The organism is Methylobacterium terrae (assembly GCF_003173755.1).
GTDB lineage: Bacteria > Pseudomonadota > Alphaproteobacteria > Rhizobiales > Beijerinckiaceae > Methylobacterium > Methylobacterium terrae.
This window is the reverse complement of sequence record NZ_CP029553.1, coordinates 2326692-2351819: the sequence shown is the minus strand read 5'-3', so window position 1 is coordinate 2351819 and position 25128 is coordinate 2326692. Positions and strand designations below refer to the sequence as shown.

Below are 25128 nucleotides of genomic sequence, written 5' to 3'. Positions count from 1 at the left end.
GTGCGGCGCCCGTGGGGAAGCCGCCGGATCGGCGTCGCGCCGGGCGTCGTGCCTGGCTTGAGTTGGCACCGGCCGATAGCACGCGTGTGTGACGGGCGCAAAGCGCTATCGCCGCAGCGCAGCGATGCGATTCACGCCTCTTGCGCGCCGCCCGCCCGGCCACCCGCCGGGGTGAGGACGAATTCGTCCCAATCCGGCGCCCGCATCGCCCGCCGGTAGGCGACGACGGTGCCGGGCCAGAGCGCGACGTTGCGCCCGTGCGCATCCTGGTACCAGGAGGCGCAGCCGCCCTGCTGCCAGATGCTGCCCGCGAGCCGCGCCTCGAGGGCGGCGAGGTCGCGCGCCTGCGCCTCGGGCGTCGGCTCGATCGCCGCGAGGTCGCGCGTCCTCATCTCGGCGAGGCAGGCGAGCACGTACTCGACCTGCGCCTCGATCATCAGCACCACGGAGTTGTGGCCCAGTCCCGTATTGGGGCCGAGCAGCATGAAGAAGTTCGGGAAGCCGGCGAGCGCGATCCCGCGATGCGCCGCCACCCGCTCGCCCCAGGCCCGCGCCAGGATCAGCCCGTCGCGGCCGACCACCGGCACCCGGGCGAGCGAGGCGGTGACGTCGAAGCCGGTGGCCAGCACCAGCACGTCGAGGGGATGGTGGCGCCCATCCGTCATCGTCACGCCGTCGGGCGTGACGGTCCGGATGGTGCCGGTCTCCAGCGTCACGTTCGGCCGGGTCAGGGCCGGGTAGTAGTCGTCGGAGATCAGCACCCGCTTGCAGCCGAGGCGGTAGGGCGGGGCGAGCCTGGCGCGCAAGGCCGGATCGGCGATCTGCCGGCGCAGGTGGTGCCGGCTCGCGGCCTCGGCGAGGCGGGTGAGCCGCGAGACCCGGATGAAGCCGAGGGCGGCGCGGGCCTCCCGCACCCAGAACTGGACGCTCCGCAGGGCGCGGCGGGCCGGCGGCAGGCGGCGCAGGAGCGCCTGCATCCGCCGGCCGATCGGCCGGTCGTTGCGCGGCATCACCCAGGGCGGCGTGCGCTGGAACAGCACGAGCCGCCCGACCTCCGGGGCGATGGCCGGCACGACCTGGATCGCGCTCGCCCCCGTGCCGACGATCCCGACGCGCTTGCCCGCGAGCGCGACGCCGTGATTCCAGGACGAGGTGTGAAACAGCGCGCCCAGGAAGGTGTACAGGCCGGGAATCGCCGGGATCGCGGGGTGATGGAGGGCTCCCATGCCGGAGACCAGCACCCGGGCCTCCAGCGGGCCGCGATCGGTCTCGACCCGCCACAGGGCCCGCGTCCCGTCCCAGACCGCGCCGGTGACGGTGGTGGAGAGGGAGAGGTGGTTCCCCAAGCCGAACCGCTCGACCAGCTCGCGCAGGTAGGCGGCGATCTCGGGCTGGCCGGCATAGGTCCGGCTCCAGTCGGTCTTCGGGGCGAAGGACAGCGCGTAGAGATGGGCCGGGATGTCGCAGGCGGCGCCCGGATAGGTGTTCTCGTGCCAGGTGCCGCCGACCGCGTCGGCCTTCTCGACCACGAACAGGCTCCCGATCCCGGATTGCCGGGCGCGGATCGCCATGGCGAGGCCGGAGAAGCCGGCTCCGATCACCAGGAGGTCGAGGGGCTCGTCCGGCCAGGGCGCCCGTTGCGGATCCGCGTCCTGCGTCACCGGACCGCCTCCGGCACCCCGGCATGCGCCTTCAGGAAGGCGGCGGCCTCGGACAGGGAGCGGCGCCCCTCCGGCAGGAACCCGTGGGCGAGCTGCCAGACGTGGGGCACCACCGGCCAGACCTTCACGGTGGCGTCGACGCCCGCCCGCCTCGCCTTCTCGGCGAATCGGACGGAATCGTCGCGCAGGACCTCCCGGGCCCCGACGTGGAACAGCAGCGGCGGCAGGCCGGCGGGATCGCCGTTGACCGGCGAGGCGAGCGGGTCCTCGGGGTCGTGCCCGGCGAGGTAGAGGTCGACGAGGTGCTGGAGCTTGTCGGGCTCGAACATCGCGTCGCGGCGGGCATTGGTGCGCATCGAGTCGCCCCGGCCCAGCATGTCGGTCGAGGGCGAGAACAGCACTGCGGCGTCGGGGAGCGGCAGCCCGTCCCGGCGCGCCCGCAGCATCAGCGCCAGCGCCAGGTTGCCGCCGGCGGAATCGCCCGCGACGCCGGCCGGCCCCGCCGCCGCGAAGGCGGACCAGCAGGCGACGGCGTCGTCGAGGGCCGCCGGGAACGGGTGCTCGGGGGCGAGGCGGTAATCGGGGCAGAAGACCCGCAAGCCCCGCGCGGCGAAGCCGCCGGTGAGGGGCCGGTGGGTGCGGGGCGAGCAGGCGATGAAGCCGCCGCCGTGCAGGTAGAGCAGGCGCGGGGCGTCCGGCGCCAGGTCCGGGCGCGCGACCCACTCGCCGGGCACCCCCCCGACCTCGCCCGCGCGGAAGTCGAGGCCGGGGAGATCGGGGAAGCTCGCCTGGTTCATGACCCGCCGGATCGCCGCGACGTCGCCGCCGGCCCGGGCGATCTTCGGCCGCACCTGCCAACGGATGATCCAGTTGAAGACATGGGCGCGCAGGCTCGTCATGTGGTTCGCTCCATGGCGCGGGCGAGCAGCGACCAGTAGCGCACCGGCATCAGGCGCTGGATCAGCGCCACCTGGGCGGCGTCGCGGCCGACGATGATGCGGGGCTCGCGCCGGGCGATGCCGTGCAGGATGCGCGTCGCCGCCGCCTCGGGCGACAGGCGCAGGAAGCGCTCGGCGGCGTCCTTGCCCCTGGCGACCTCGGCGGGATCGAGGCGCGGTCCGGCCCGGGCGCTGCGGGCGATGGCGGTGGCCACCCCCCCCGGATGCACCACGCTGATGCCGAGATTCGTGCCGGCATATTCGTGCCGCAGCGCCTCGGAGAAGCCGCGCACCGCGAACTTGCTCGCCGCGTAGGCGGCCTGGCCCGGCGGGGCGACGATGCCGTAGAGGCTCGACAGGTTGACGATCTGCGCCGCCGGCCGGCCCTCGAGGACGGGCAGGAAGGCGTGGGTCATCCGCACCACGGCGCGGAAGTTCACGTCCATCAGCCAGTCGAAATCGGCGAGCTCGACGTCGGCGAACCGGCCGGCCAGCGCCACGCCGGCATTGTTGATCAGGAGATCGAGCGGCCCGTGCCGGGAGGCGACCGCCCCGGGCAGGGCCGCGATGCCGTCGACGTCGGTCAGGTCGAGGAGGTGGGTGCCGACCTCGCGCCCGAGGGCCCGCACGGCCGCCTCGGTGCGGGCGATCCCCTCGGGGTCGCGGTCGACGAGGACGAGGCGGGCGCCCCGTCGGGCGAGGCCGAGGCTCAGCGCCGCGCCGATGCCGCTGCCGGCCCCGGTGACCAGGGCCAGCTTGTCCTGCAGTGGGAAGGCGTCCGCCAACAGCACGCTCCGTCCGGCCCCGATACGCTTGAATCGCCCGGGCGGGACGAGAGCGCAAGAGGTCGCGCTAAGAGACGGTGGCGGAGACGCGCGGCCGCTCAGGCCGCGCGGTGGAGCGTCTTCGGCAGCTCGACGTCGATCTCCAGGGTGGAGACGGAGTTGCCCCGCTCCATGGTGATCTTCACCTTGTCCTGGTCGATCGCGACGTGCTTGGCGATCACCGCCAGGATCTCCTCGCGCAGGGTCGCCACCAGGTCCGAGTTGCCGAAGGCGGTGCGCTCGTGCGCCAGCAGGATCTGCAGGCGCTCGCGCGCCACCGGCGCCGTCCCGCGCCGCGACAGGAAGCTCAGCAGGTTCATGCCGCCCTCCGGGTGAACAGCTTGCCCAGGATCGACCGCCGCTCGGACGGCACGACCATCTCGACGGTCTCGCCCTTGAGGCGGCGCACGGCGTCCGCGTAGGCCCGGGCCGGGGCGCTCTGGGGCGCGTTCAGCGTCACCGGGCTGCCGAGGTTCGAGGCCTTCAGTACCTCCTCGCTCTCCGGGATCACGCCCAGCAGCGGGATCGACAGAATCTCCAGGACGTCGTCGATCTTCAGCATCTCGCCGCGCTCGGCCCGGCCGGGGTCGTAGCGGGTGAGGATCAGGTGCTTGTCGAGCCGCTCGCCCTTCTCGGCGCGCTCGGTCTTCGAATCGAGCAGGCCGATGATCCGGTCGGAATCGCGCACCGAGGACACTTCGGGGTTCGTCACCACCACCGCGATGTCGGCGTGGCGCATGGCCAGCGTCGCGCCGCGCTCGATGCCGGCCGGGCTGTCGCAGATCACCCAGTCGAACTTCTCGCGGAGTTCCCCGATCACCCGGGCGACGCCGTCGTCGGTGAGCGCGTCCTTGTCGCGGGTCTGCGAGGCGGGAAGCAGCGAGAGGGTGTCGAGGCGCTTGTCGCGGATGAGGGCCTGGGGGAGCTTGGCGTCGCCCTGGACCACGTTGATGAGGTCGTAGACGACGCGGCGCTCGGCCCCCATGATGAGGTCGAGGTTGCGCAGGCCGACGTCGAAGTCGACGACGCAGACGTTCTGGCCGGTCTGGGCGAGGGCGGCGCCGAGCGCCGCCGTCGTGGTGGTCTTGCCCACGCCGCCCTTGCCGGACGTCACCACTATGATCTTGGCCATTCTGATGCTCCCCCCAGAGCGGTCGGGATGAGGCGGCGTCCGGATCGTGGTCCGGCCCGCGCGCGTGCGGGGTTGTTCGGTCGTCGTTCCGCCGGGCGGGTCGGGGCGGCATCGCCCGCGGCCCCCGCCCGGTCGTCTCGTGTCGCGGTCAGTCCAGGGCGGCCATCCGGAGGGTCTCGCCCTCGAGCCAGACCTGGACCGCCTTCTTGCGCAGCTTCGGGTCGGTGGTGTCGGCGGTGCGGAACAGGCCGTCGATGCCGATCAGCTCGGGCTCGAACTTGCGGCAGCAGATGCGGGCCCGGGGGTTGCCGCCCGCCCCCGCGATGGCGCGGCCGCGCAGGGCCCCGTAGACGTGGATCGAGCCGCCGGCCAGGATCTCGGCGCCGGAGGCCACCGAGCCCATCACCGTCACGTCGCCCTCGGGATGATAGACCGACTGGCCGGAGCGCAGCGGCGTCTCGAGGACGAGGGAGTTCGGCTTGCAGGGCGGCTCGGGCGCCTTGGGCTCGGGCGCTTTGGTAGCCTCGGGCTTCGGAGCGTCCTCGGCCGGGGCCGCCATCTCGGCCGGGCGGCCGCCGCTGAGGAGCGGCGGCAGCGCCGGGCCGAGCCAGGCCGGCTCGGCCTTCTCGACGCCCATGATGCGGATGCCGCGCTGCTTGAGCTCGTCGACGAGGCCGGCGATGTCCGGCGTCGCCGCCGATTCATCGTCGCGGTCCTCGGCGGGCTCGGCCGCCCCGGGTCCGGCCGCGTCTCCCCGGGGGGAGAGGTCTCCCCGCGGGGGCTTGGCCAGGCCCGAGACGTCCAGGATCACGGGGCGCTCGGAGAAGAGCGTCGGCGAGCGCTGCACCAGGGTGTCCAGGTGCGAGAACCAGTCGCCGAGCGGCGTCTCCGGCGCGAGCACGAGCGCCCGGAAGGAGCGGCCGCGCAGCGGGAGGGAGGGGCGTGTGAGGCTGATGCTGGTCACGGCGGTTGACGAGTTGTTACCGAACGCCATGAAGCGCGCATCGTGGTTACCGGATCGTTAATGGGCCCCGGCGCCGTCAGGATTTCGACGAAGGGCGGGCCGGCGGGCCACAGCGGTCGAGGCGGTGGGCCGCGAGCATCCGGGCGGATCGTCGGGCATGAAAACGGGGCCCGCGCCGGCGCAGGCCCCCGATGTCGCGGTGTCGATCGACGATGCGGGCTCAACCCATGAAGTCGCCGCATTTCGGCGGCGGCTCGGTGCCCCAGGGCATCAGCGGCACCGTCGAGGTCGAGTTCTTCGGCGAACCCTGCACCACCTTGTCGGAGTAGACCATGTAGATCAGGGTGTTGCGCTTGGCGTCGCAGCCGCGCACGATCTGCATGCTCTTGAAGATCAGCGAGCGGCGCTCGCTGAACACGACCTCGCCCTGCTTGATCTTGCCCTTGAACTTGACCGGCCCGACCTGGCGGCAGGAGAGCGAGATGTCCGAGACCTCCTCGGCGAGGCCGAGCGTGCCCTTGATGCCACCCTTCTCGGGCTGGGTGTAGTGGCAGGCGACGCCGGCCACGTCCGGGTCGTCGATGCCGTAGACCACGAGCTTGTCGTTGGGGGTCAGCGGCCGCCAGACCGTGGACTTGTCGAAGATCCGGTCCGGCTCCTGCGCGAGGCCTGCGCCGGTGGCTGCCCCGAGGCATACCCCCGCCCAGAGCACCGTGAGACTCCGCCGCCACACCATCGCGTCAACCTCTCCGCAATCAAGGTTAACGTATGTAGGGAGGCTGTCGCGCGGCGGCGAGGGCGGCTAGAACGATCCGGTCCCGCCCAGCCACGCTTAGCGCTTCCGCGCGCGGGGCAGCTCGTTCTCGTCCGCCGCCCCCCCGGGCGGTCGTCCCCGCATACCGGTCGGTCCCCCGAACGCCATGCCGCTGCTCCGCCTCACGGTCCGGCTCATCGCCGGCGTCCTTGCGACCCTTTCCTTGTGCCAGGCTGCCCTGGCCGAGCCCAACGCGGCCGCCTGCCAGCGCTTCCGCGCCGAGCTCGCCGGCCTGCAGCGGGACTCGAACCGCGGCCAGATCGAGGAGATCCAGCAGCTCGTCGCCTATCGCCAGTCGATCGGCTGCGAGGGCGGGCGCTTCCTGTTCTTCGACATGCGGCCGCCGCAATGCGCCCAGGTCGAGCAGCGCATCCGCGCCCTCAACGCCGGCTACGGCTCCGGGGCCCGGGAGGTCTCGACCGCGCGGCGCGAGCAGCTCATCGCCGCGGTGAAGGACGCCTGCACCGGCCTGCCGAGCCCCGCCGCGCTGCAATCCAAGCCGGCCGACGGGTTCGGCCGCGGCGGCTCGCAGGTGATCTGCGTGCGGATGTGCGACGGCGCCTACTTCCCGATGCCGAACCTCCCCGACGGGCGCGAGGGCGCCGACGAGATGTGCCAGGCGCTCTGCCCCGGCGCCGAGGCCGCCGCCTACTCGATGCCGCCCTCCGACAACGGCCTGACCCAGGCCGCGGCGGTCCAGTCCAAGCGCGCCTATTCGGCCCTGCCGAACGCGTTCAAGTTCCAGAAGGCGTTCGTCCCGAACTGCTCGTGCAAGGGGACGCAGACCTGGGCCCAGGCCCTGGTCAAGGCCGAGAGCATGCTGGTGCGCCACAAGGGCGACATCTTCGTCACCCCGGCCCAGGCCGAGGCGATGTCGCGGCCGAAGGTGCGCCTGACCCTGGTCGGCCGCGCCGACCGGGCCGCGGCGACGCTGGCCGCCACCGCGGCGACCCGGGTCGAGGAGGAGGCCGCCGAGGCCGCCCGCCCGGCGGGCCCCGACGAGCGCCCCGCCGTGCGGATCATCGCCCCCAACCTGATCCCGGTGCCGCTCACCGCGAAGGCGGACGGACCCCAGGCCGCGGTGACCGCCGTCCCGGCCCCCGGCGCCGCCCCGGTCGCGACGCCGTAGGACCTCGCGAGACCGGGCGACCGCGGCTGACCCAAGGGACCGTTTTGGGGAACCAACTCGCCGTCACGCTGTTCGAAGGGACCGACGACGGACGAGAGGTTCCCTGATGCGCTCTGCCCGCGCGCTGCTGCTGACCGGCACGATCCTGCCGGCGCTGCTGCTCCAGCCCCTTCTTGCGAGCCAGGTGGCGGCGCGGGGTGACGACGTGATCCGGCTCGCCCAGGGCGGACCGGGAGAGCGGGGCGGCCCCGGCGGGCCGGGACCGGGCGGCGAGCGCGGCGGTCCGGGTGGACCGGGCGGCGAACGGGGCGGTCCCGGCGGCGGCGGGCCGCGCGAGAGGCCCGAGCCCCGGCAGGAACGTCCCGAACCCCGGCAGGAACGGCCCGAGCCTCGGCCGGAGCGCGCCGCGCCCCGGCCCGAGCCGCGCGAGCGGCCCGAGCCTCGCCAGGAACGCCCCGAGCCGCAACGCGAGCGGCCAGAGCCCCGCGAGCGGCCGGAGCCCCGCGAGAGGCAGGAACCTCGCGAGAGGCAGGAGCCTCGCGAACGCCCCGAGCCGCGGCAGCGCCAAGAGCGGCCCGACCCGCAGGAACGCGGCCCGCAGGGACGTCCGGACCGGCAGGAACCGCGCGAGCGCCAGGAACCGCGTGAGCGTCAGGAGCGCCAGGAGCCGCAGCAGCGGCCGGAGCCCCGCGCTCCGCGCGGCGAGGAGCCCGGCCGCACACCGCCGCCGCAGGATCGTGGGCCCGCAGGACGGCCCGACCAGCGCGAGCGCCCGGCCCCGGATGCCCGGCCCGACCGCCCGGACCGTCGCGGCGAGGAGCCCGGCCGTCCGCAGCCGCAGGACCGCGGTCCGGCCGGGCGCCCCGACCCGCGCGAACGCCCGACCCCCGACGCGCGGCCCGAGCCGCGCGAGGAGCGCCGCGGTCCCGACGCGCCGGGCGGTCCGGCCCAGCGCGGCCCCGGACAGCCCCCCGCACCGGGACAGGCTCCGACACCGGGTCAGCCCCCTGCCCCGGGCCGGCCGACCCCGCCGGCTGTCGCCCCCGGCGAGCTGAATCGCCCGCCGGCCGGCGAGACCCAGCCCGGTCGCGGACCGGGCCGGCCCGACGCGCCAGGCGCCGGCCCCACCGGTGCACCGCTCCCGCCGAACCAGCAGCCCGGCGTGCCCGGCCGTCCCTTCGTGCCCGGCGGGGCCGGACCCGACGGCCGTGACGGCCGCGACCTCGACCGCCGCGATCCGCGCGATCAGGACCGGCGTGACCAGGACCGGCGCGACCTCGATCGCCGCGACGGGCGTGACTTCGACCGGCGCGACCCGGATCGCCGCGATCCCGACCGGCGCGACGACGACCGCCGCGACTTCGATCGCCGGGGCAGCGATCGCCGCGGCTTCGACGACCGCGGCGACCTGCCCGGCGGCTACCGTCGCGACGCACCGGACTACGTGCCGGGCGGCTTCCGGCGCAGCGACGTCGACGTGCGCAGCTACGAGGACGTGCGCCGCGCCCGGCGCGAGTTCAACGAGGGCGGGCGGCTGATCATCCGCGAGCCCGGCCGGGTGATCGTGCGCGACGACGACCGCTACTACCTGCGCCACGACGAGACCGAGCGCTTCCGCCTGCTCGACCGCGACGCCCGCGTCGAGCGCCGCGGCCGCGACACCGTGACGATCATCGACCGCCCCGGCGGCTACCAGGTCTTCACGGTGGTGGACGACGACGGCCGGCTGCTGCGGCGCTACCGCCGCGGGCCGGACGGACGCGAGGTGGTTCTGATCGACAACGCCTATGGCGGCCCGCCGCGGTCGTTCCAGCAGGACGTGGTGGTGCTGCCCCCGCCCGACATCCGTATCCCCCGCGACCGCTACGTAGTCGAGGCCGACCGCGCCGACGAGGGCGCGATCTACGAGGCGCTCACCGCCCCGCCGGTCGCACCCGTCGAGCGGCGCTACACCCTCGACCAGGTGCGCTACAGCCCGACCCTGCGCGCCCGGATGCGCAGCGTCGACATCGACACGATCACCTTCGACACCGGCTCGTGGGAGGTCTCGCCCGACCAGGCCCGCCGCCTCGCCACCATCGCGGCGGCGATCAACCAGGCGGTCCAGAACAACCCGCAGGAGGTATTCCTGATCGAGGGCTACACCGACGCGGTCGGCAGCGACGTCGACAACCTCTCGCTCTCCGACCGGCGCGCCCAGTCGGTGGCGGAGGTGCTGACCCGCGACTTCAAGGTGCCGCCGGAGAACCTGACGACCCAGGGCTACGGCGAGCAGTACCTGAAGGTGAACACGCAAGGCCCCTCGCGGGAGAACCGCCGCGTCACCGTGCGCCGCATCACCCCGCTGATCCAGCAGCAGGCCCAGCAGCCGCAGACGCCGCAGCAGCGCTGACCTGCCCCGGGCCGCCCCGCGCGGGGCGGCCCGGCCGTTGACCGGCCGGCGCGCCTCCGGCACCTGCGGGACCTCGTGAGCGCGGGGGACCGGCGGATGGAGAGCGGCGGCATCGAGATCGGGACCCCGGCCTTCCGGCGCAGCGCCCTGGCGCTCGCCGCGGCCGGCTTCTCCACCTTCGCGGTGCTCTACGCGGTGCAGCCGCTGCTGCCGGTCTTCGCCGAGGTGTTCGGCGTCACGCCGGCGGCGAGCAGCCTGTCCCTGTCGCTCGCGACCGGGCTCCTGGCGGTGGCGATGCTCGTCGTCTCGCCGCTGTCGGAGGTCTGGGGCCGCAAGCCGGTGATGCTGGCCTCGCTCCTCGCCTCGGCGCTCCTCACCCTCGTCGCCGCCTGCATGCCGACCTGGTCGAGCTTCCTCGCCGTGCGGGCGCTCGCCGGCCTCGCCATGAGCGGCGTGCCGGCGGTGGCGATGGCCTACCTCGCCGAGGAGATGCACGGCCGGGCGATCGGCCTCGCCATGGGGCTCCTCGTCAGCGGCAACTCGCTCGGCGGCATGACCGGGCGCCTCTTGAGCGGCGTGCTCACCGACCATTACGGCTGGCGCGTCGCCCTCGCGGTGCTCGGGCTCCTGGCGCTCGCGGCGGCGCTGGCGTTCTGGCGCTTCCTGCCGGCCTCGTCGCGCTTCCTCGCCCGCCCGCTGCCGTGGCGGGCGGTGCCCGGCACCTTCCTCGGCCATTGGCGCGATGCCGGGCTGCCCTGGCTCTACGCGGAGGCCTTCCTGCTGATGGGCGGCTTCGTCACGCTCTACAACTACGTCGGCTTCCGGCTGCTCGCCCCGCCCTATTCCCTGAGCCAGAGCGCCGTCGCGGCGATCTTCGTCGTCTACCTCGCCGGCACGGCCTCCTCGACCCTGGTCGGGCACGCCGCGGGGCTTCTCGGCCGGCGCCGGGTGCTGTGGCTCGCCATCGCGGTCGGGCTCGCTGGCATCGCCCTGACGGCGGCGGAGAGCCTAGGCCTCATCGTCGCCGGCATCGTGGTGGCGACGATCGGGTTCTTCGGCGCCCACTCGGTGGCGAGCGGATGGGTCGGGCGCCGGGCCCTGCACCACCGGGCACAGGCCTCGTCGACCTACCTGTGCCTGTACTATCTCGGCTCGTCGGTGGCCGGCACCGCCGGGGGCTGGTTCTTCGCCCATGCCGGCTGGCACGGCGTCGTCGGCTTCGTCGGCGCCCTGTACCTCGCCGCCTTCCTGGTCGCCCTCCGGCTCGCCCGGCTGCCGGAGCCGGCCTGACGTCTCACGCCCGCCGCGGCAGCAGCGCCCCGAGGACGCAGCCGGCGAGGTAGGCCGCCAGCATCAGGGACGCGATCTCGACGCGGAAGCCGTCCCGCCCCGGCACCGCGAGCGGTCCGGGGACGAGGCCGGCGAGCGCCGCCGCCGCGGCGGCGAGCGCCAGGAGCGCGACGAGGGCGGCGGCGAGGCGCGGTCCCCGGGTCGCGGGTGGGCCGGCCCACCATCCGGTGCCGGCGCCGATCAGGAGGCCCGCGAGGATGCCCGGCCAGGCGACGGAGGCGAGGAGCAGCACGTCGAGACGTCCCTCAGGAGCGCAAGCCGAAGGCGACCGCCCGGCGGTCGCCGGGGGTCTCGGAGGGCGCGGCGGCGATCCGGTCGGCCGGGATGCCGGCCTTGAGCAGGTAATCGACGATCGCGGCGGCCCGCCGCTGCGGCAGGCCGGGATCGGGCATGGAGGGTTTCTCCGGGGACTTCTCGGCGGGCTTCTCGGCCTGCCGGCCGGGCTTCAGCCCGGCCTTGCCTTTCGGCGCGTCCTTGGGCGCGGAGGCTTCCTTGGGCGTGGAGGCCTCCTTGGGGGCTTGCGGCACGACGGTGCCGGGCGGGTCGTCGTGGCCGGCCACGTCGATCCGGGCCCCCGGGCAGGCACGGGCGAGGCCCGCGACCTCGTCGAGGACGGGGTAGAAGGCCGGCTTCAGCTCGGCGCTGCCGGGATCGAAGCGCAGGCTCGGCTCGCGCGCCAGGCCTGCGAAGGTGTCGCGGCAGGCCGCCGGGTCCCGCACCGGGCCCGCGCTGCGGGCCCCGACCGCGACCTCGCTCCGCCAGCCGGCCGGGGCGAGGCGCGCCGCTTCCGCGGCGACCCGGCGGGCGCTCTCGGGGTAGAGCCCGTCCCCGGCGATGCGCAGGCTCTGGTCGCGCACCGTGACCTCCCCCTCGGCGAGCTGGCCGAGCGCCCCGATGCCCGCGGTCAGACCTTCGAGGAGGGCCGGCGGGGCACCGTCGGCGAGGCGCGTGCGGTCGATCACCCGCTCGCCGTAGAGGTAGGGCCGCAAGGCGGCGCGGATCGCGCCGCGCGCCTCGGCATCCGGCAGGTGGCCGGTGAGGGTGAAGGCGTCGGGCCCGCGCCGGACCGTGACCAGGTAGGGCGAGACCCGGCTCGCCGTCAGGTCGAATGCGCCGCGCGAGACGCCCGGCGGCAGGGCGGCGACCAGCGCCTCGGCCTCGCGCACGGCCTGGGCGTCGACGGCCGAGCCCCGGATCGACAGCGCCGCTCCGTCGAGGGAGACGCTCCCCTCCCGCACCAGCGCCAGGGCCGCGAAGGCGCGGTCGACGAGCGCCCGTGCGTCGATCCCGGGAGGCAGGCCGCGGGCGGTGCGCATCGCGTCGACCACGGGGGCGCCGTCGGCGGCGAGCCGCGCCGCGGCCAGGATCGCGGCCCGGTCTCGCTCCGACACGGTGTAGCCGTCGAGGCGGATGCCGTCCGGGCCCCGGCTCGCCGACCAGGCGAAGGGCGAGACCAGGGCCGGCTCGACCCCGACCTCGCCGATCGTGAACCCCGCGGGCGGGCGGGCGAGGTCGGCCCTGAGGCCGGCATAGGCCTCGACGCCCGCCGCCTCGCCGCGGACGGAGAGGATCCGGTCGCTCATCGCCGCGCTGGCACCGGGCTTCAGGTGCCGGGCGACCCCGACGAGGAAGCGGGCGGCCTCGGAGAACCCCTCCGGCGCGCCGCGGGCGGCCCGGGTCGCGTCGCGCAGGACGAGCTCGGCGGGCAGCCCGGCGCCGAGCGTCGTGCCGAGGGCGGCGCGGCCGGTCTCGGCCGGGCGGTGCCCGATCAGGTCGAGGCGGTCGGCGCTGCGATGGACGACCGCCCAGGTGAAGGGAGAGACCGGCGCGACGAGGCCGAGCCGGTCGACGACCCGGCGATGGCCCGGGAGGGCGCTGAGCGCCGCGCGGGCCTCGTCGAGGGCGTCCTGCCCCGGCGCCTCGCCGCCCGCCAGGAGGTCGCGGCCCCGGGCCTCGACCCGCAGCCACGGCTCGGCCCCGTCGCGGCCGGTGCCCGCCGCGACGGCCCCGGCGGGCGCCTCCAGGGCGGCCTCGAGCCGCGGCTCGGCCCAGCCGGTCGCGGCGACGAAGGCGCCGGCCAGGAGGGGGAGGCCGGCGAGCCAGCCGATCGAGCGAATCGCCACCAGGGACCTCGTCGCGGAAAAGGTGACGCGCGGCCTGAACCTCGCGCGTGTCCGCCACCCTGGCGCCGGTTTCCGGCATCAGCAAGGCGCGACACGCCGTCGGCTGCACCACGAAAAAAGGGCCCCGGCTCGCGCCGGGACCCCGAAGGACCGTCCATCGGCGGCCCCCGAGGGGGCCGCACCCGCGACTTAGAAGTCGCGCTGGACGCGCATGCGGACCTGGAACGTGTCCGCGAAGTTGGTGGTCGGCAGCACCGCGCCGGCGGCGTTGGTCGGCAGGCCGGCACCGTTCAGGCCGACCGGGACCTGGCCCGGAGCCTTGTTCTGGTCGACCACGCGGCCGCCCTTGAGGTCGACGCGGTTGTAGAGACCCTCGACGCCGATATCGAGATCCTTGACCGGCGACCAGATGATGCTCGCGCCGGCTACGACCTGGCTGGTGTCGCGCAGGGCGGCGCTGTAGGCGAAGGCGCCGGGGCTGTTGACCGGGTTGCCGAGGCCGTTGAAGTTCAGCGCGCCGAGCAGGTTGCGGCTGGTGCGGCCGAAGCTCATCTCGCCGTAGCTGCCGATGATCGCCGAGCGCACTTCCGGGGTCCAGTAGTGCAGGTACGACCCGACGACCGTCCAGCTGGTCGACAGCTCCATCTTGCCCGTCACCGGGTTGACGGCGGCGTCGGTGAAGTAGGTCGCGAAGGGCGAGCCCTGGGTGTTGCCGGCGCTGGCGGTGTAGGTGCCGATGTACTGGGAGTAACCCGTGTAGATCTGGGCGCCTTCGCCGTACGAACCCTGCAGGTACAGGGCATCGCCCGGAGCGATGAAGGGCAGGTTGAACTTCAGACCGCCCTGCACGGCCCAGCCGTACTCGGAGTTGACGCGGGGCGTGACGACGGTGCCGGCCGGGATCGTGGCGCCGCCGAAGGTCAGCACGCTCGTGGCGTTCTGGGCGTTCAGCTCGTGCACGGCGGCCGACAGCTGGGCCGAGCCCCAGGCGGCGTCGTAGCGCAGCGCGCCGACGAAGTCGGGCATGCGGTTGGTCTGGCGCAGGTCGTAGAACGCCTCGCCGATCGGCACGCCGCCCGCGGTGGTGGCGATGACCGGGCTCAGGTTGGCGGCCGCGGCGGTGAAGACCGCGAACTGGCTCGCCGCGTTGCCGGCGGTGGCGGTGCCGAACAGCGGGTTCTTGCGGAACGTCGGATCTTCGATCGAGATCGTCGCCGAGAAGCCCTGGCCGAAGGTGGCCGTGTAGGCGAGCAGGTTGGTCGAGGCGACGTCGGAACCGAGCGAGGTGCCGATGATCTCGAAGTCGTGGGCGTAGAAGTCGTAGAACGAGGCCGCGCGACCGGCGGTGAGGCCGGCGAACTGGATGAAGGCCTTGTCGACGTTCACGTATTGCTGGGCGCGGCCGAACGTGTCGACGCCGAGCGCCGGGAAGGCGTTGGCGATGCGCTGCTGCGTGCCCGAGTTCAGGTAGGCGCCGGTGCGGGAGGCGAGCTCGAACCGGACGAAGGCGCGCAGCGTGCCGTAGGCGGTCTGCGTGCGGGCGTCGAGGTTGAGGCGGCCGAGGCCGCGGTAGCCCATCAGGTCGCCGTTGTTGCCGCCGCGCTGATAGCCCTGCGAGTAGCCGGCCTCGAAGCGGGCGCGGCCGGAGACGCGCAGGCAGGTGTCGGTGCCCGGGACGAAGAAGAAGCCGGCGCCGTAGGCCGAGCAGACACGAACGAATTCAACAGGCGCCGCCTTCTTGATCGGCAGATCGGCAGCCTGGGCACCAGCAACAACGGTCAGGCCGGCGGCCGAACCCAGCAGAAGGCTCTTCACGAGCTTCATCGAGACCTCCAAAGTTTCGAGACCCTGGGGGTGAACGACTGTGTCCCGACGATCCTACTGGAGCCGAACCACGCCACTCTTATCCCCTTGCGGCCCGGCGCTCCCTGAAGGGATGTCATCCGGACCCCACCGGGTTGTCCCCGGTGCAGAGGCACCATGTGCGAGGCGCCGATGGGGATCAACCGGCATCCGCATCCGGAACCGCCGAGTTGCCGGGTTTCGACCGGAATGTTGCACGGACGCCACGAAAGCTTACGCGGGTCAGCTAAATCGGAAGGCTTGGCGCCCGAGAACTGTTTCTCGCGTGCGTCTACCTGTCGTCGCTTCGAGGGGCGCCGGTCCGTCGCGGCGCCCCGCCCGGCCCGGCCCGGCCTCCGGCCGAGGCGGCGAATCAACCCTCGAGCTCCTCGCGCATCATCTCGAGCTCGAGCCAGCGCTCCTCCGCGGCGGCGAGGTCGGCCTCGGTCGTCGCCAGGGTGCGGGAGATCGCCTCGAAGCGGGCGGGATCGCGGGCGTAGAGCGCCGGATCGTCGAGGGCGGCCTGCAGCTTGGCCCGGTTGCCCTCGAGCGCCGCCATGCGGGTCGGCAGGGTCTTGAGCTCGTGCTGCTCGTTGAAGCCGAGGCGGCGCTTGGCGGCCGGGCGGCCCGGGGCGGGCTTCGAGGCCTCCTTGGCGGCCTCCTTGGCGGCCTCGTCCTTGCCGCCGCCCTTGGCCGTCACGACGCCGCGCGCCTGCACCCCGGCGCCGCGCTGGGCGACCATGTCGCTGTAGCCGCCCGCATAGGCGACCCAGCGCCCCTCCCCTTCCGAGACCAGCACGGTGTCGACGACGCGGTCGAGGAAGTCGCGATCGTGGCTGACCAGGATCAGGGTTCCGGAATACTCGCCGAGCATCTCCTGGAGGAGGTCGAGGGTCTCGAGGTCGAGGTCGTTGGTCGGCTCGTCGAGCACCAGGAGGTTGCCGGCCTCCGCGAGGGCGCGGGCGAGCAGGAGCCGGTTGCGCTCGCCGCCCGAGAGCACGCGGACCGGCGTGCGCGCCTGCTCGGGCGAGAACAGGAAGTCCTTCATGTAGCCGACGACGTGGCGGCTCTGGCCGCCGACCTGGACGGTGTCGCTGCCCCCGCCGGTCAGCACGTCCGCGACGGTGCGCTCGGGATCGAGCGCGCTGCGGCGCTGGTCGAGGAGGTTGAGGGTGACGTTGGCCCCGACCTTCACCTCCCCCGAATCGGGCGGGAGGCGGCCGGTGAGGAGGTTGACCAGCGTGGTCTTGCCGGTGCCGTTGGCGCCGACGATGCCGAGGCGGTCGCGGCGCGCGATGCGCAGGGACAGGTCGCGCACGATCGGACGGCTTCCATACGATTTGGCGACGTCGCGGGCCTCGACCACCAGGGCGCCGGAGGCCTCGGCCTCGCTCACCGTCAGGGTGGCGGCGCCGACCGGGCCGCGATGCTCGCGGGCCTGGCGGCGCAGGTCGTGCAGGCCCGCGAGCCGCTTGACGTTGCGCTTGCGCCGCGCGGTCACGCCGTAGCGCAGCCAATCCTCTTCCGCGGCGATCTTGCGGTCGAGCTTGTGACGGTCGCGCTCCTCCTCCTCGAACACCTGGTCGCGCCAGCCCTCGAAGGCGGAGAAGCCCTGCTCGAGGCGCCGCGTCGTGCCGCGGTCGAGCCAGACGGTCGAGCGCGACAGCGCCTCGAGGAAGCGCCGGTCGTGGCTGATCAGCACGAGCGCCGAGCGGCTGCCCTTCAGCTCGGCCTCGAGCCACTCGATCGCCGGCAGGTCGAGGTGGTTCGTCGGCTCGTCGAGGAGCAGGATGTCGGGCTCGGGCGCCAGCGCCTGGGCGAGCGCCGCGCGGCGCGATTCGCCCCCCGACAGCCGGCTCGGATCCTCCTCGCCGGTCATCCCCAGGCTCTCGAGCAGGTAGCGCGCCCGGTACACTTCGTCGCCCGGCCCCATCCCGGCCTCGACGAAGGACAGGGTGGTGGCGTGCCCCGAGAAGTCGGGCTCCTGGGCGAGGTAGCGGACGGTCGTGCCGGGCTGGAGGAAGCGCACGCCCCGGTCGGGCTCGACCAGCCCGGCGGCGACCTTGAGCAGGGTCGACTTGCCCGAGCCGTTGCGGCCGACGAGGCAGGTGCGGTCGCCGGGGGCGAGCGACAGGTCGGCGCCGGCGAGCAGCGGAGTGCCGCCGAAGGTGAGCGCGATGCCCTGGAGGGTGAGGAGCGGAGGAGCGGCCATGGGCGGGGGGATACGGCAGGGCCGGCGGAAAGGCGAGCCCGGGCTGGCAGACCCGGATGACTGCGGTGTTGCGCGAGACGATGCCGTAGGCGTCAGCCTCGGCAAGGCGCAAGTCCGCATCGCCGGCCCCGACGGATTGCATCGTTCCCGCGACGGGTTAGAGCCTAGTATTGCTGCCCCGGTGCCGCGAGACCCAGCGCCGGAGCCGCCCGGAAGAGGACCTCCGATGAGCTTCGTCACCCCCGACCCCTTCACCACGCGCCCCGAGATCGACGGCACCTTCGGGGTCGTGGCCTCGACCCACTGGATCGCCACCGCGGTCGGCATGGGCGTGCTGGAGCGGGGCGGCAACGCCTTCGATGCCGGGGTCGCCACCGCCTTCGTGCTGCAGGTGGTCGAGCCGCACCTCAACGGGCCGGGCGGCGACGTGCCGGTGATCCTGCACGACGTCCGGGTCGGGCACCCGCAGGTGGTGTGCGGGCAGGGCCCGGCGCCGCAGGCCGCCACCATCGCGCATCTGCGCGACGATCTCGGGCTCGACCTCGTGCCGGGCACCGGGCTCCTGGCGCCGTGCGTGCCCGGCACCTTCGACGCCTACATGCTGATCCTGCGCGACCACGGCACCTGGCGGCTCGCCGACGTGCTGGAGGCGGCGATCGGGTACGCCCGCGACGGCTTCCCGCTGGTCGAGCGGGTCTCGGCCACCATCGCCACCGTCGAGGGGCTGTTCCGCGAGCACTGGCCGAGCTCGGCGGCGACCTACCTCAAGGACGGCGGGGTGCCCGCTCCCGGCACGCTGTTCACCAATCCGGCTCTCGCCGAGACCTATGCCCGCATCGTGCGCGAGGCCGCCGGCGGCACGCGCGAGCAGGAGATCGAGCGCGCCCGCCGGATCTGGTCGCAGGGCTTCGTCGCCGAGGCGATCGACGCCTTCTGCCGGGGCGAGCCGGTGATGGACGTGACGGGGACGCCCCACCGCGGCCTCCTCACCGGGGCCGACATGGCGGCCTGGCAGGCGAGCGTCGAGGCCCCGGTCGGGTACGAGTACGGCCGCTACACCGTGCTGAAGGCGGGCCCCTGGACGCAGGGGCTGGCGACCCTGCAGCAGCTCGCCCTTCTCAAGGGCTTCGACCTCGACCGTCTCGATCCGGCCGGGCCCGACTTCATCCACCTCCAGGTCGAGTGCGCCAAGCTGGCCTTTGCCGACCGCGACACGTTCTACGGCGATCCCGCCTTCGTCGCCGTGCCGGTGGAGACCCTGCTGTCGGACGCCTACAACGCCGAGCGCCGCGCGCTCGTCGGCGACACCGCCTCGCTGGAACAGCGGCCGGGCACGATCCCGGGTTTCGGCAAGGCGCTCGACGCCCGGGTGAGCAGCGGCGCCCGCACGGCGGTGGGCGCGTCCGGCGCCGGGGAGCCGACGGTGGGCAAGATCGAGGCGACCGTCCCGCCGGACGACGCCCGCTCCGGCGTCGTGCGGGGCGACACCGTGCATTTCGACATCATCGACCGGCACGGCAACATGATCGCCGCGACGCCGTCCGGCGGCTGGCTGCAATCCTCGCCGGTGATCCCGGCCCTCGGCTTCTGCCTCGGCACGCGGGCGCAGATGTTCGTGCTCGACGAGGCCCATCCGGCGGCGCTCGCGCCCGGCAAGCGCCCGCGCTCGACCCTGTCGCCGACCATGGCCCTTCGCGACGGCCAGCCCTACCTCGCCTGGGGTTCGCCGGGCGGCGACCAGCAGGACCAGTGGATCCCGCAATTTTTCCTGCGCCACGTCCATGCCGGCATGAACCTGCAGGCGGCGATCGACGCGCCGGCCTGGCACACCGAGCACTTCCCGTCGTCGTTCTGGCCCCGCACCGCGCGGCCGGGCGTGGTCGTGGTGGAGAACCGGATCAGCGCAGGCACGATCGCCGAGTTGCGCCGGCGCGGCCACGTCGTCGAGATCGGGTCGGACTGGTCGGAGGGGCGCCTGACGGCGGCGAGTCGCGACGGGCGCCGCCTCAGGGCCGCCGCCAATCCCCGCGGCATGCAGGGCTACGCCGCGGGGCGGTGACCCGTGTTCCGCCGAACCGTCCTCCGGTTCGGCGGAACACGCAGCGGAGGAGACCGGGAGCAGCATCGGTCACGGTGCGACCGGATGCTGCCCTCGCCCTCACATCGTCGGGTTGGCGGGGCCGGTCGGCGAGGGGTCGGGGGTGACCGCCGGGGAATTGCCCGGATCGTTCACCGGGATCTCGACCGGCCGGTCGCCCGGGGCCTCGCTCGGCATGTCGGGCGCGCCGGGGCTCGGCGTGTCGGGGCCGGGGGTGGGCGGTACGGGATCGTAGGGCTGGTCCGGGATCGGGCCGGGATTCGACATCGAGCGCTCCTCTCTTCCGTCGAATCCAAACCGGGGCGCCCGGCCGCGGTTCCGCAGCGTCGGGCCTACCCCTTGGTCAGCAGCTTGGTGCCGTTCTGGCTGACGATCTGCTGGATCTTGTGGGCGAAGATCGAGAGCAGGAGCGGCATCCGCACCTCGACCCGGACCGCGTCGTCCTCGACGTCGATGTCGCCGTCGACCCGCTGGTTCATGGCGGCGACGAGGAACGAGAGCCGGTCGCCGGTCCAGGTCGCGTCGGCCATGCTGAGACCCGCCTTCTGCAGCATCTCCTTGGCCTGGCCGATCCCGTTCTCGAGCCGGCGGCGGGCCTCGGCCCGGCCGAGCTGATGGGGAATCACGACAACCAGGGGCTTTGCCATCATCACGCTCCGCTCGCACGATGAGCCTGATGTGGGGAGGCGTCGCCCAACGGCAACGCCGCTCGCGCCGATCAGTCCACCACCGCCACGGCGACCCGGGCGACGCCGTTCATGCCGATCGCCCGACCCGCACCGCGGGCGAGGTCGATGATGCGGCCATGGGCGAACGGCCCGCGGTCGTTGATCCGCACCACCACCGAGCGGCCGTTGGACTCGTTCGTCACCCGCACCCGGGTGCCGAAGGGCAGGCTGCGATGCGCCGCGGTGAGGCCGTTCGGGTTGAAGCGCTCGCCGCTCGCGGTGCGGTGGCCGGACGCGTACCAGGAGGCCTTGCCGCTCTGCGCCTGCGCCGTCGACACCATCGCGAGGCTCCCGAACCCCGCGAGGGCGAGCCCACCGAGGAGCGCCGTGACGGGAGCCGGGATCTTGGCCGGGATCTTGGCCGCGATCGACCGCTGCGCAGGCTTGGCGCTGTTCATTCCACTGTCCTTGGTGGTTGCTGACGACACAGCCAATCGAGACCAAACAGGACAAAAATATGACCACCCGATTTGCGGCAGATCGTGCCGCAATCCTGTCCGATATCTTGCAGATCGTTAAGGATTGATCTTGCAAGTCATCGGGCAGGTCGAAATCTTACTGGCGACTTGCGGCGGCGAGCGGCTGCACTCGGGGTTTTCAGCATTCGCGAGATGCGGCGGGGGCCGGCCGACGGGCCCGAGGGGGCCTATGTCGGAGCGGGGCGTTGACGCTGTGGCGGGGGTTCGCGCGGTCCTCCCCTCCCCGCTTTCGCGCAAGGCCGCCCGGGGAAAGGGTGAAGCGCGGGAACCTCCCTCTTCCCGCGGGCGGGGAGAGGGCCGGGTCCTCGTTCAGAGGGCGCGGCAAGCCGGCAGGACGGGGGTAAGGGGGGTATCTACGGAGGCGGCGTTGCCCTGGGGGCGGATGCCCGCGACGGCGACCATGGAACGATGAAGGCCCATCGCACCCGCGATCCGTAGCCGTTCGTTAACGGATTTTCCCGCCCGCCCGACGACTAGGCAAGAAGTGCAGCCCCATTTCGAGACGCAATCCGTGTCTGCGGGAAACGTGACCTTTACCGTAGCCGCCGCAATGTCTGGTGGTCAGTCGCGTAACCGGTGTTTGCCATGGCTTCCCCGCGTACCGCGGTCGCCGGCACCGCCGCCCGGAATCAAGTCTCGCGTACCGGGCGAGTGGTGTCGGCGCCGCGGATGGGTCTCGTTACCCCCGCACAGCGCCTTCCCCTGGACGAGGTCATCCTCGGGGATTGCCTCACCGCCCTCGAGCGGCTGCCGCCGGCCAGCGTCGACCTGGTCTTCGCGGATCCGCCCTACAACCTCCAGCTCGGTGCCGGCGCCCTGCTTCGCCCGGACCAGAGCACCGTCGACGCCGTCGACGACGACTGGGATCAGTTCGCCAGCTTCGAGGCCTACGACACCTTCACCCGCGCTTGGCTTTCCGCCTGCCGCCGGGTGATGAAGCCGACCGCCACCCTCTGGGTGATCGGGTCGTACCACAACATCTTCCGCGTCGGGAGCGCGTTGCAGGATCTTGGTTTCTGGATCCTGAACGACATCGTGTGGCGCAAGGCCAACCCGATGCCGAACTTCCGCGGCAAGCGCTTCACCAACGCCCACGAGACCCTGATCTGGGCCTCGCGCAGCGAGCAGAAGGGCTACACCTTCCATTACGAGGCGCTGAAGGGCGGCAACGACGACCTGCAGATGCGCTCGGACTGGTTTATCCCGCTCTGCACCGGCGACGAGCGGCTGAAGGGCGACGACGGGCGGAAACTGCACCCGACCCAGAAGCCCGAGGCGCTGCTGGCCCGCACCATCCTGTCGTCGTCCAATCCCGGCGACGTGGTGCTCGACCCGTTCTTCGGCACCGGCACCACCGGCGCGGTCGCCAAGCGGCTGGGCCGGCACTTCATCGGCATCGAGCAGGAGCCGGCCTATGCGGCGGCCGCCCGCGAGCGCATCGCCGGCATCGAGCCCCTGTCGCGCGCCGCCCTCCTCACCGCACCGACGAAGCGCGCCGAGCCGCGGGTGCCTTTCTTGAGCCTGCTCGAGGCCGGCCACGTCCGGGCCGGCGAGACGCTCACCGACGAGCGGCGGCGCCACAAGGCCCTGGTCCGCCCGGACGGCACGCTGGGCGTCGGCCCCGCCTCGGGCTCGATCCACAAGATCGGCGCCCTCGTCCAGGGCCTGCCGGCCTGCAACGGCTGGACCTTCTGGCACGCCGAGCGCGGCGGACGCCTCGTCTGCATCGACGACTTCCGCGGCACGATGCGGGCCGGGATGGGCTCGGCCGCCTGACCGGCGGAGTTGCCGGGACGCACCCGTGGCCTGCCGGCCACGGGCGCGTCTCGGATCAACACGTGCGACACACTTCGCTTGCCGATTGACCCAACGTCAGAAACTTCTTGTTCTCCGCGACCGCGCGAGGCGGCGCGAGAAGGGAGCAGGGTCCGACGATGGGTCGATGGTCGTGGGTGCTCGCCGTGGTGGCGAGCCTGTGCGTGGCCGCGTGCAATACCGTGGCGCCGAACCGCCTGTCACTGGCCGATACGGCGCAGCTGCGTTTCACCGGGATCGAGGTGCGCACCGCCGGCGCCACGCTCAACTGGAGCGAGGGCGAGGACGAATATCTGCGCAGCCGCAACCTGTCGCTGACCAATCCGGCGCTGGTGCAGACGCCGGAGGCTCGGGCCGCCATCCGCGACAGGGCGGGGCAGCGCCTTGAGACGGCCCTGGAGCGAGCGCTGGCCTCCCGGCCCGAGGGCACGCGGCCGACCCGCCTCGTCGTCACCCTGCTCCGGGTCGACATCCCTTCCGCGGTGCTCCGCGTCATCGGAAGCGGCCATCCGACGATTCGCGCGACCATCGAGATCGTCGATGCCCGCACCGGCGCCGTTCTGACGGTCTATTCCGGCGACTACGGTATGCAGATCGCAGGCCAGGGTGTGCTCGGCGTGGTGGTGGACGGCGCGCTCACCGCCGGCGGCATGGACGACCTGTTCGACCGCACGGCCCACGACTTCGCCCGCCGCTTCAAGAACTGGCTCGCCGCCGGCGCCTGAACGACACCGGCGCCGGCACGGCGGGGACCGATCGCGGAACCCCGGTGCCGGCGCCTCGCCCTCCTACTTGCAACCGTCGATGATGGAATCGGGCGACCGGCCGAGGGCGTCGGCGGCATTCAACAGGGACAGGGATCGCGAGATGTTCTCTTCCGGAACTTCGAAGAGGAACGTCTGCGATTTCGATCGAGCGAGAGCGGCGACGAACCGCGACAAGTTGCCGTAGAATCCCCGTCCGGACGCATCGTAGCGGGTCTCGGCGAACTCGAAGGGGTGGTTCTTTCCATCGACCACGAACTGGACGTACGTCCTCTCACTCCTGCGGTACTGCTTGCCGCCGATCGTGAAGAACATCCCGACCGGGCGCGCCTCCTGGCCCGACCCGCAATAGATGAGCAATTCGTCCTTGGACCGGCTGACGATCTTCGCCTCCAGGGTCCCTTGCCCGAAGCCGTCGGTCCAGCGGTACTCGACCGCCTGCGCGGCCGTCGCCGACAGGACGAACGCGATCGTCGCGACAAGCTTCAGCATCGGTGGCGATCTCCCTCTCGTACGGTGTCCGCGCCGCGCGAGCGCCACGCGAGCCACGAGGTAGAGCAAGTTCGCGGAGCCGGCACCAGGGCCGGGGCGTGGCGCTGACGCCCCACCACCGGATACCGCTTCACCGCGTCTTCGGCCGATCTCGCGCCCTGACCACCGGGGCGGCCGAGGCCGGGCGGCGCGACAGCACCTTCGGCAGCGGCGCCCGCCGCGGCGTCGGCTCGGGCTCGGGGAGCGTCGCGAGGTCGGGCTCCGGCGGAGGACGCGGCGCGGGCGGGGGCGCCGCCAGCTTCTGCTCCAGGGCGTGGGCCAGCACCTTCTTCATCGCCCCGGGCAGCGGCTCGGCCTCGAGGCCGGCGCGGGGCGTGAAGCGCATGCCCTCCGGCGCCGGCGTGCCGGCGCCGACCCGGGCGAGGAAGACCGTCAGTTCGAGCGGGAAATGCGTGAAGACGTGGCGCACGATCCCGGGCAGCCGCTTCCAGCGCGCGTCGAGGGGGGCGTCGAGGAGGGCCTGCGCGGGGTCGTAATCGGCCCGCCACTCGCTCGTCGGCGGCTCGGCCATCGAGCCGAGGAGGCCTTCCGGCGGCCGGGTGCGCAGCAGCAGGGCGTCGTCGCCGGCCCGCAGCACCACGAAGGCGGCGCCGCGGCGGAGCGCGCCCGCCACCTTCTTCACCTTACGCGGAAAGGTCTCCTGCAGGCCCTCGGCCCGGGCGCGGCAGGGCTGCATCCAGGGGCAGAGCGCGCAGGCCGGCCGCTTCGGGGTGCAGAGCGTGGCGCCGAGGTCCATCACGGCTTGCGCGAAGTCGCCCGGGCGCTCTTGCGGCACCAGGCTTTCCGCGAGGCGGCGGATCTCGGGGCGCGAGGCCGGGATCGGGGTCTCGATCGCGTAGAGGCGCGACACCACCCGCTCGACGTTGCCGTCCACCGCCGCCGCCGGCCGGTCGAAGGCGATCGCCGCGATGGCGCCGGCCGTGTAGGCGCCGATGCCGGGCAGCTTCCTCAGGCCCTCCACCGTGTCGGGAAAGCGGCCGGCCTCCGCCACCGCACGCGCGCAGGCATGCAGGTTGCGGGCGCGGGAATAGTAGCCCAACCCCGCCCAGGCTCCCATCACGGCTTCTTCCGGGGCCGCCGCCAGGGCCTCGATCGTCGGGAAGCGCTCCAGGAAGCGGGCGAAGTAGGGCTTCACCGCAGCGACGGTGGTCTGCTGCAGCATGATCTCGGACAGCCAGACCCGGTACGGATCGGGCGCGACGCCGGGCAGCGCGCGCCAGGGCAGCGCGCGGCGATGGCGGTCGTACCAGACCAGGAGGTCGGCGGCATCCGGCCTTGAGTGCGACGCGGCGGGCGCTACCATGCGGTCCG

At 73.4% G+C, this 25128-nt stretch carries 22 protein-coding genes; 6 read left to right on the top strand and 16 right to left on the bottom strand.

Features of this window, described 5'->3' with window-relative positions; translation table 11 throughout:
- Positions 1 to 131: 131 nt before the first annotated feature.
- The 7 genes from DK419_RS10540 to DK419_RS10510 all read right to left on the bottom strand — a co-directional run bounded on the left by DK419_RS10540 (position 132) and on the right by DK419_RS10510 (position 6255).
- Entirely contained in the window at positions 132 to 1661 is a 1530-nt protein-coding gene (locus DK419_RS10540; protein WP_245442897.1) for a flavin-containing monooxygenase, read from the bottom strand.
- Complete coding sequence (locus DK419_RS10535; protein WP_109959036.1) at positions 1658 to 2560, bottom strand: alpha/beta hydrolase; 903 nt, start codon at positions 2558 to 2560, stop codon at positions 1658 to 1660. The genes DK419_RS10540 and DK419_RS10535 overlap by 4 nt, the downstream gene beginning before the upstream one ends.
- Positions 2557 to 3384, bottom strand: a complete 828-nt coding sequence (locus DK419_RS10530) for an SDR family NAD(P)-dependent oxidoreductase (RefSeq protein WP_109959035.1) — start codon at positions 3382 to 3384, stop codon at positions 2557 to 2559. The genes DK419_RS10535 and DK419_RS10530 overlap by 4 nt, the downstream gene beginning before the upstream one ends.
- Positions 3385 to 3482: 98 nt before the next feature.
- Positions 3483 to 3743, bottom strand: a complete 261-nt coding sequence (minE, locus tag DK419_RS10525; protein ID WP_048436217.1) for a cell division topological specificity factor MinE — start codon at positions 3741 to 3743, stop codon at positions 3483 to 3485.
- Positions 3740 to 4555 (bottom strand): septum site-determining protein MinD, encoded by an 816-nt coding sequence (gene minD, locus DK419_RS10520; protein ID WP_109959034.1) that lies wholly within the window; start codon positions 4553 to 4555, stop codon positions 3740 to 3742. The genes minE and minD overlap by 4 nt, the downstream gene beginning before the upstream one ends.
- Positions 4556 to 4703: 148 nt before the next feature.
- Entirely contained in the window at positions 4704 to 5549 is an 846-nt protein-coding gene (minC, locus tag DK419_RS10515) for a septum site-determining protein MinC (protein WP_208642302.1), read from the bottom strand.
- A 190-nt stretch (positions 5550 to 5739) separates the two neighbouring features.
- Positions 5740 to 6255, bottom strand: coding sequence for a CreA family protein (locus DK419_RS10510; protein WP_109959033.1), 516 nt, complete (start codon positions 6253 to 6255; stop codon positions 5740 to 5742).
- A 184-nt stretch (positions 6256 to 6439) separates the two neighbouring features.
- On the opposite strand from DK419_RS10510, the gene DK419_RS10505 reads away from it, so the two are divergent.
- The 3 genes from DK419_RS10505 (at position 6440) to DK419_RS10495 (ending at position 11144) form a co-directional block, all read left to right on the top strand.
- The gene (locus DK419_RS10505) at positions 6440 to 7462 is read left to right on the top strand and encodes a DUF2865 domain-containing protein (protein ID WP_109959032.1); all 1023 of its coding nucleotides are present in this window, start codon (positions 6440 to 6442) and stop codon (positions 7460 to 7462) included.
- Between the two features lie 106 nt (positions 7463 to 7568).
- Positions 7569 to 9854 (top strand): OmpA family protein, encoded by a 2286-nt coding sequence (locus tag DK419_RS10500; RefSeq protein WP_109959031.1) that lies wholly within the window; start codon positions 7569 to 7571, stop codon positions 9852 to 9854.
- Positions 9855 to 9950: 96 nt separating this feature from the next.
- The gene (locus tag DK419_RS10495; protein WP_109959030.1) at positions 9951 to 11144 is read left to right on the top strand and encodes an MFS transporter; all 1194 of its coding nucleotides are present in this window, start codon (positions 9951 to 9953) and stop codon (positions 11142 to 11144) included.
- Positions 11145 to 11148: 4 nt separating this feature from the next.
- On the opposite strand, the gene DK419_RS10490 is transcribed toward DK419_RS10495, so the two are convergent.
- The 4 genes from DK419_RS10490 to DK419_RS10475 form a co-directional block, all read right to left on the bottom strand.
- Positions 11149 to 11436 (bottom strand): hypothetical protein, encoded by a 288-nt coding sequence (locus DK419_RS10490; RefSeq protein ID WP_109959029.1) that lies wholly within the window; start codon positions 11434 to 11436, stop codon positions 11149 to 11151.
- A gap of 13 nt (positions 11437 to 11449) precedes the next feature.
- Complete coding sequence (locus tag DK419_RS10485) at positions 11450 to 13327, bottom strand: OmpA family protein (RefSeq protein WP_109959028.1); 1878 nt, start codon at positions 13325 to 13327, stop codon at positions 11450 to 11452.
- A gap of 189 nt (positions 13328 to 13516) precedes the next feature.
- Positions 13517 to 15151, bottom strand: coding sequence for a porin (locus tag DK419_RS10480; protein ID WP_109959027.1), 1635 nt, complete (start codon positions 15149 to 15151; stop codon positions 13517 to 13519).
- Between the two features lie 391 nt (positions 15152 to 15542).
- Positions 15543 to 17381 carry an ABC-F family ATP-binding cassette domain-containing protein gene (locus DK419_RS10475; RefSeq protein WP_109959026.1) on the bottom strand — a complete coding sequence of 613 codons (1839 nt, stop codon included), beginning with the start codon at positions 17379 to 17381 and terminating at the stop codon, positions 15543 to 15545.
- 226 nt (positions 17382 to 17607) lie between these two features.
- Between DK419_RS10475 and DK419_RS10470 the strand changes: the two genes are divergently transcribed.
- A complete protein-coding gene (locus DK419_RS10470; RefSeq protein WP_109959025.1) occupies positions 17608 to 19440 on the top strand; it encodes a gamma-glutamyltransferase family protein in 1833 nt (610 codons plus the stop codon).
- A gap of 99 nt (positions 19441 to 19539) precedes the next feature.
- Here DK419_RS10470 and DK419_RS10465 read toward each other — a convergent pair whose 3' ends face one another.
- From DK419_RS10465 to DK419_RS10455, 3 genes are all read right to left on the bottom strand, one after another.
- Positions 19540 to 19746, bottom strand: a complete 207-nt coding sequence (locus tag DK419_RS10465; protein WP_109959024.1) for a hypothetical protein — start codon at positions 19744 to 19746, stop codon at positions 19540 to 19542.
- A gap of 65 nt (positions 19747 to 19811) precedes the next feature.
- Positions 19812 to 20126, bottom strand: coding sequence for a polyhydroxyalkanoic acid system family protein (locus DK419_RS10460; RefSeq protein WP_109962233.1), 315 nt, complete (start codon positions 20124 to 20126; stop codon positions 19812 to 19814).
- Between the two features lie 71 nt (positions 20127 to 20197).
- Complete coding sequence (locus DK419_RS10455) at positions 20198 to 20488, bottom strand: septal ring lytic transglycosylase RlpA family protein (protein WP_109962232.1); 291 nt, start codon at positions 20486 to 20488, stop codon at positions 20198 to 20200.
- Between the two features lie 783 nt (positions 20489 to 21271).
- Between DK419_RS10455 and DK419_RS10450 the strand changes: the two genes are divergently transcribed.
- Entirely contained in the window at positions 21272 to 22462 is a 1191-nt protein-coding gene (locus DK419_RS10450) for a site-specific DNA-methyltransferase (protein ID WP_109959023.1), read from the top strand.
- A gap of 176 nt (positions 22463 to 22638) precedes the next feature.
- Positions 22639 to 23226, top strand: a complete 588-nt coding sequence (locus DK419_RS10445; RefSeq protein ID WP_109959022.1) for a hypothetical protein — start codon at positions 22639 to 22641, stop codon at positions 23224 to 23226.
- 63 nt (positions 23227 to 23289) lie between these two features.
- On the opposite strand, the gene DK419_RS10440 is transcribed toward DK419_RS10445, so the two are convergent.
- A complete protein-coding gene (locus DK419_RS10440) occupies positions 23290 to 23757 on the bottom strand; it encodes a hypothetical protein (RefSeq protein ID WP_109959021.1) in 468 nt (155 codons plus the stop codon).
- A 130-nt stretch (positions 23758 to 23887) separates the two neighbouring features.
- A complete protein-coding gene (gene mutY, locus DK419_RS10435; RefSeq protein WP_109959020.1) occupies positions 23888 to 25120 on the bottom strand; it encodes an A/G-specific adenine glycosylase in 1233 nt (410 codons plus the stop codon).
- Positions 25121 to 25128: the final 8 nt, after the last annotated feature.

Coding starts and splice junctions, on each gene's coding strand:
- DK419_RS10535 (WP_109959036.1), bottom strand. CDS start 2,560: ATGACGAGCCTGCGCGCCCATGTCTTCAACTGGATCATCCGTTGGCAG.
- minE (WP_048436217.1), bottom strand. CDS start 3,743: ATGAACCTGCTGAGCTTCCTGTCGCGGCGCGGGACGGCGCCGGTGGCG.
- minD (WP_109959034.1), bottom strand. CDS start 4,555: ATGGCCAAGATCATAGTGGTGACGTCCGGCAAGGGCGGCGTGGGCAAG.
- minC (WP_208642302.1), bottom strand. CDS start 5,549: ATGGCGTTCGGTAACAACTCGTCAACCGCCGTGACCAGCATCAGCCTC.
- DK419_RS10510 (WP_109959033.1), bottom strand. CDS start 6,255: ATGGTGTGGCGGCGGAGTCTCACGGTGCTCTGGGCGGGGGTATGCCTC.
- DK419_RS10505 (WP_109959032.1), top strand. CDS start 6,440: ATGCCGCTGCTCCGCCTCACGGTCCGGCTCATCGCCGGCGTCCTTGCG.
- DK419_RS10500 (WP_109959031.1), top strand. CDS start 7,569: ATGCGCTCTGCCCGCGCGCTGCTGCTGACCGGCACGATCCTGCCGGCG.
- DK419_RS10495 (WP_109959030.1), top strand. CDS start 9,951: ATGGAGAGCGGCGGCATCGAGATCGGGACCCCGGCCTTCCGGCGCAGC.
- DK419_RS10480 (WP_109959027.1), bottom strand. CDS start 15,151: ATGAAGCTCGTGAAGAGCCTTCTGCTGGGTTCGGCCGCCGGCCTGACC.
- DK419_RS10475 (WP_109959026.1), bottom strand. CDS start 17,381: ATGGCCGCTCCTCCGCTCCTCACCCTCCAGGGCATCGCGCTCACCTTC.
- DK419_RS10470 (WP_109959025.1), top strand. CDS start 17,608: ATGAGCTTCGTCACCCCCGACCCCTTCACCACGCGCCCCGAGATCGAC.
- DK419_RS10465 (WP_109959024.1), bottom strand. CDS start 19,746: ATGTCGAATCCCGGCCCGATCCCGGACCAGCCCTACGATCCCGTACCG.
- DK419_RS10460 (WP_109962233.1), bottom strand. CDS start 20,126: ATGGCAAAGCCCCTGGTTGTCGTGATTCCCCATCAGCTCGGCCGGGCC.
- DK419_RS10455 (WP_109962232.1), bottom strand. CDS start 20,488: ATGGTGTCGACGGCGCAGGCGCAGAGCGGCAAGGCCTCCTGGTACGCG.
- DK419_RS10450 (WP_109959023.1), top strand. CDS start 21,272: ATGGCTTCCCCGCGTACCGCGGTCGCCGGCACCGCCGCCCGGAATCAA.
- DK419_RS10440 (WP_109959021.1), bottom strand. CDS start 23,757: ATGCTGAAGCTTGTCGCGACGATCGCGTTCGTCCTGTCGGCGACGGCC.
- mutY (WP_109959020.1), bottom strand. CDS start 25,120: ATGGTAGCGCCCGCCGCGTCGCACTCAAGGCCGGATGCCGCCGACCTC.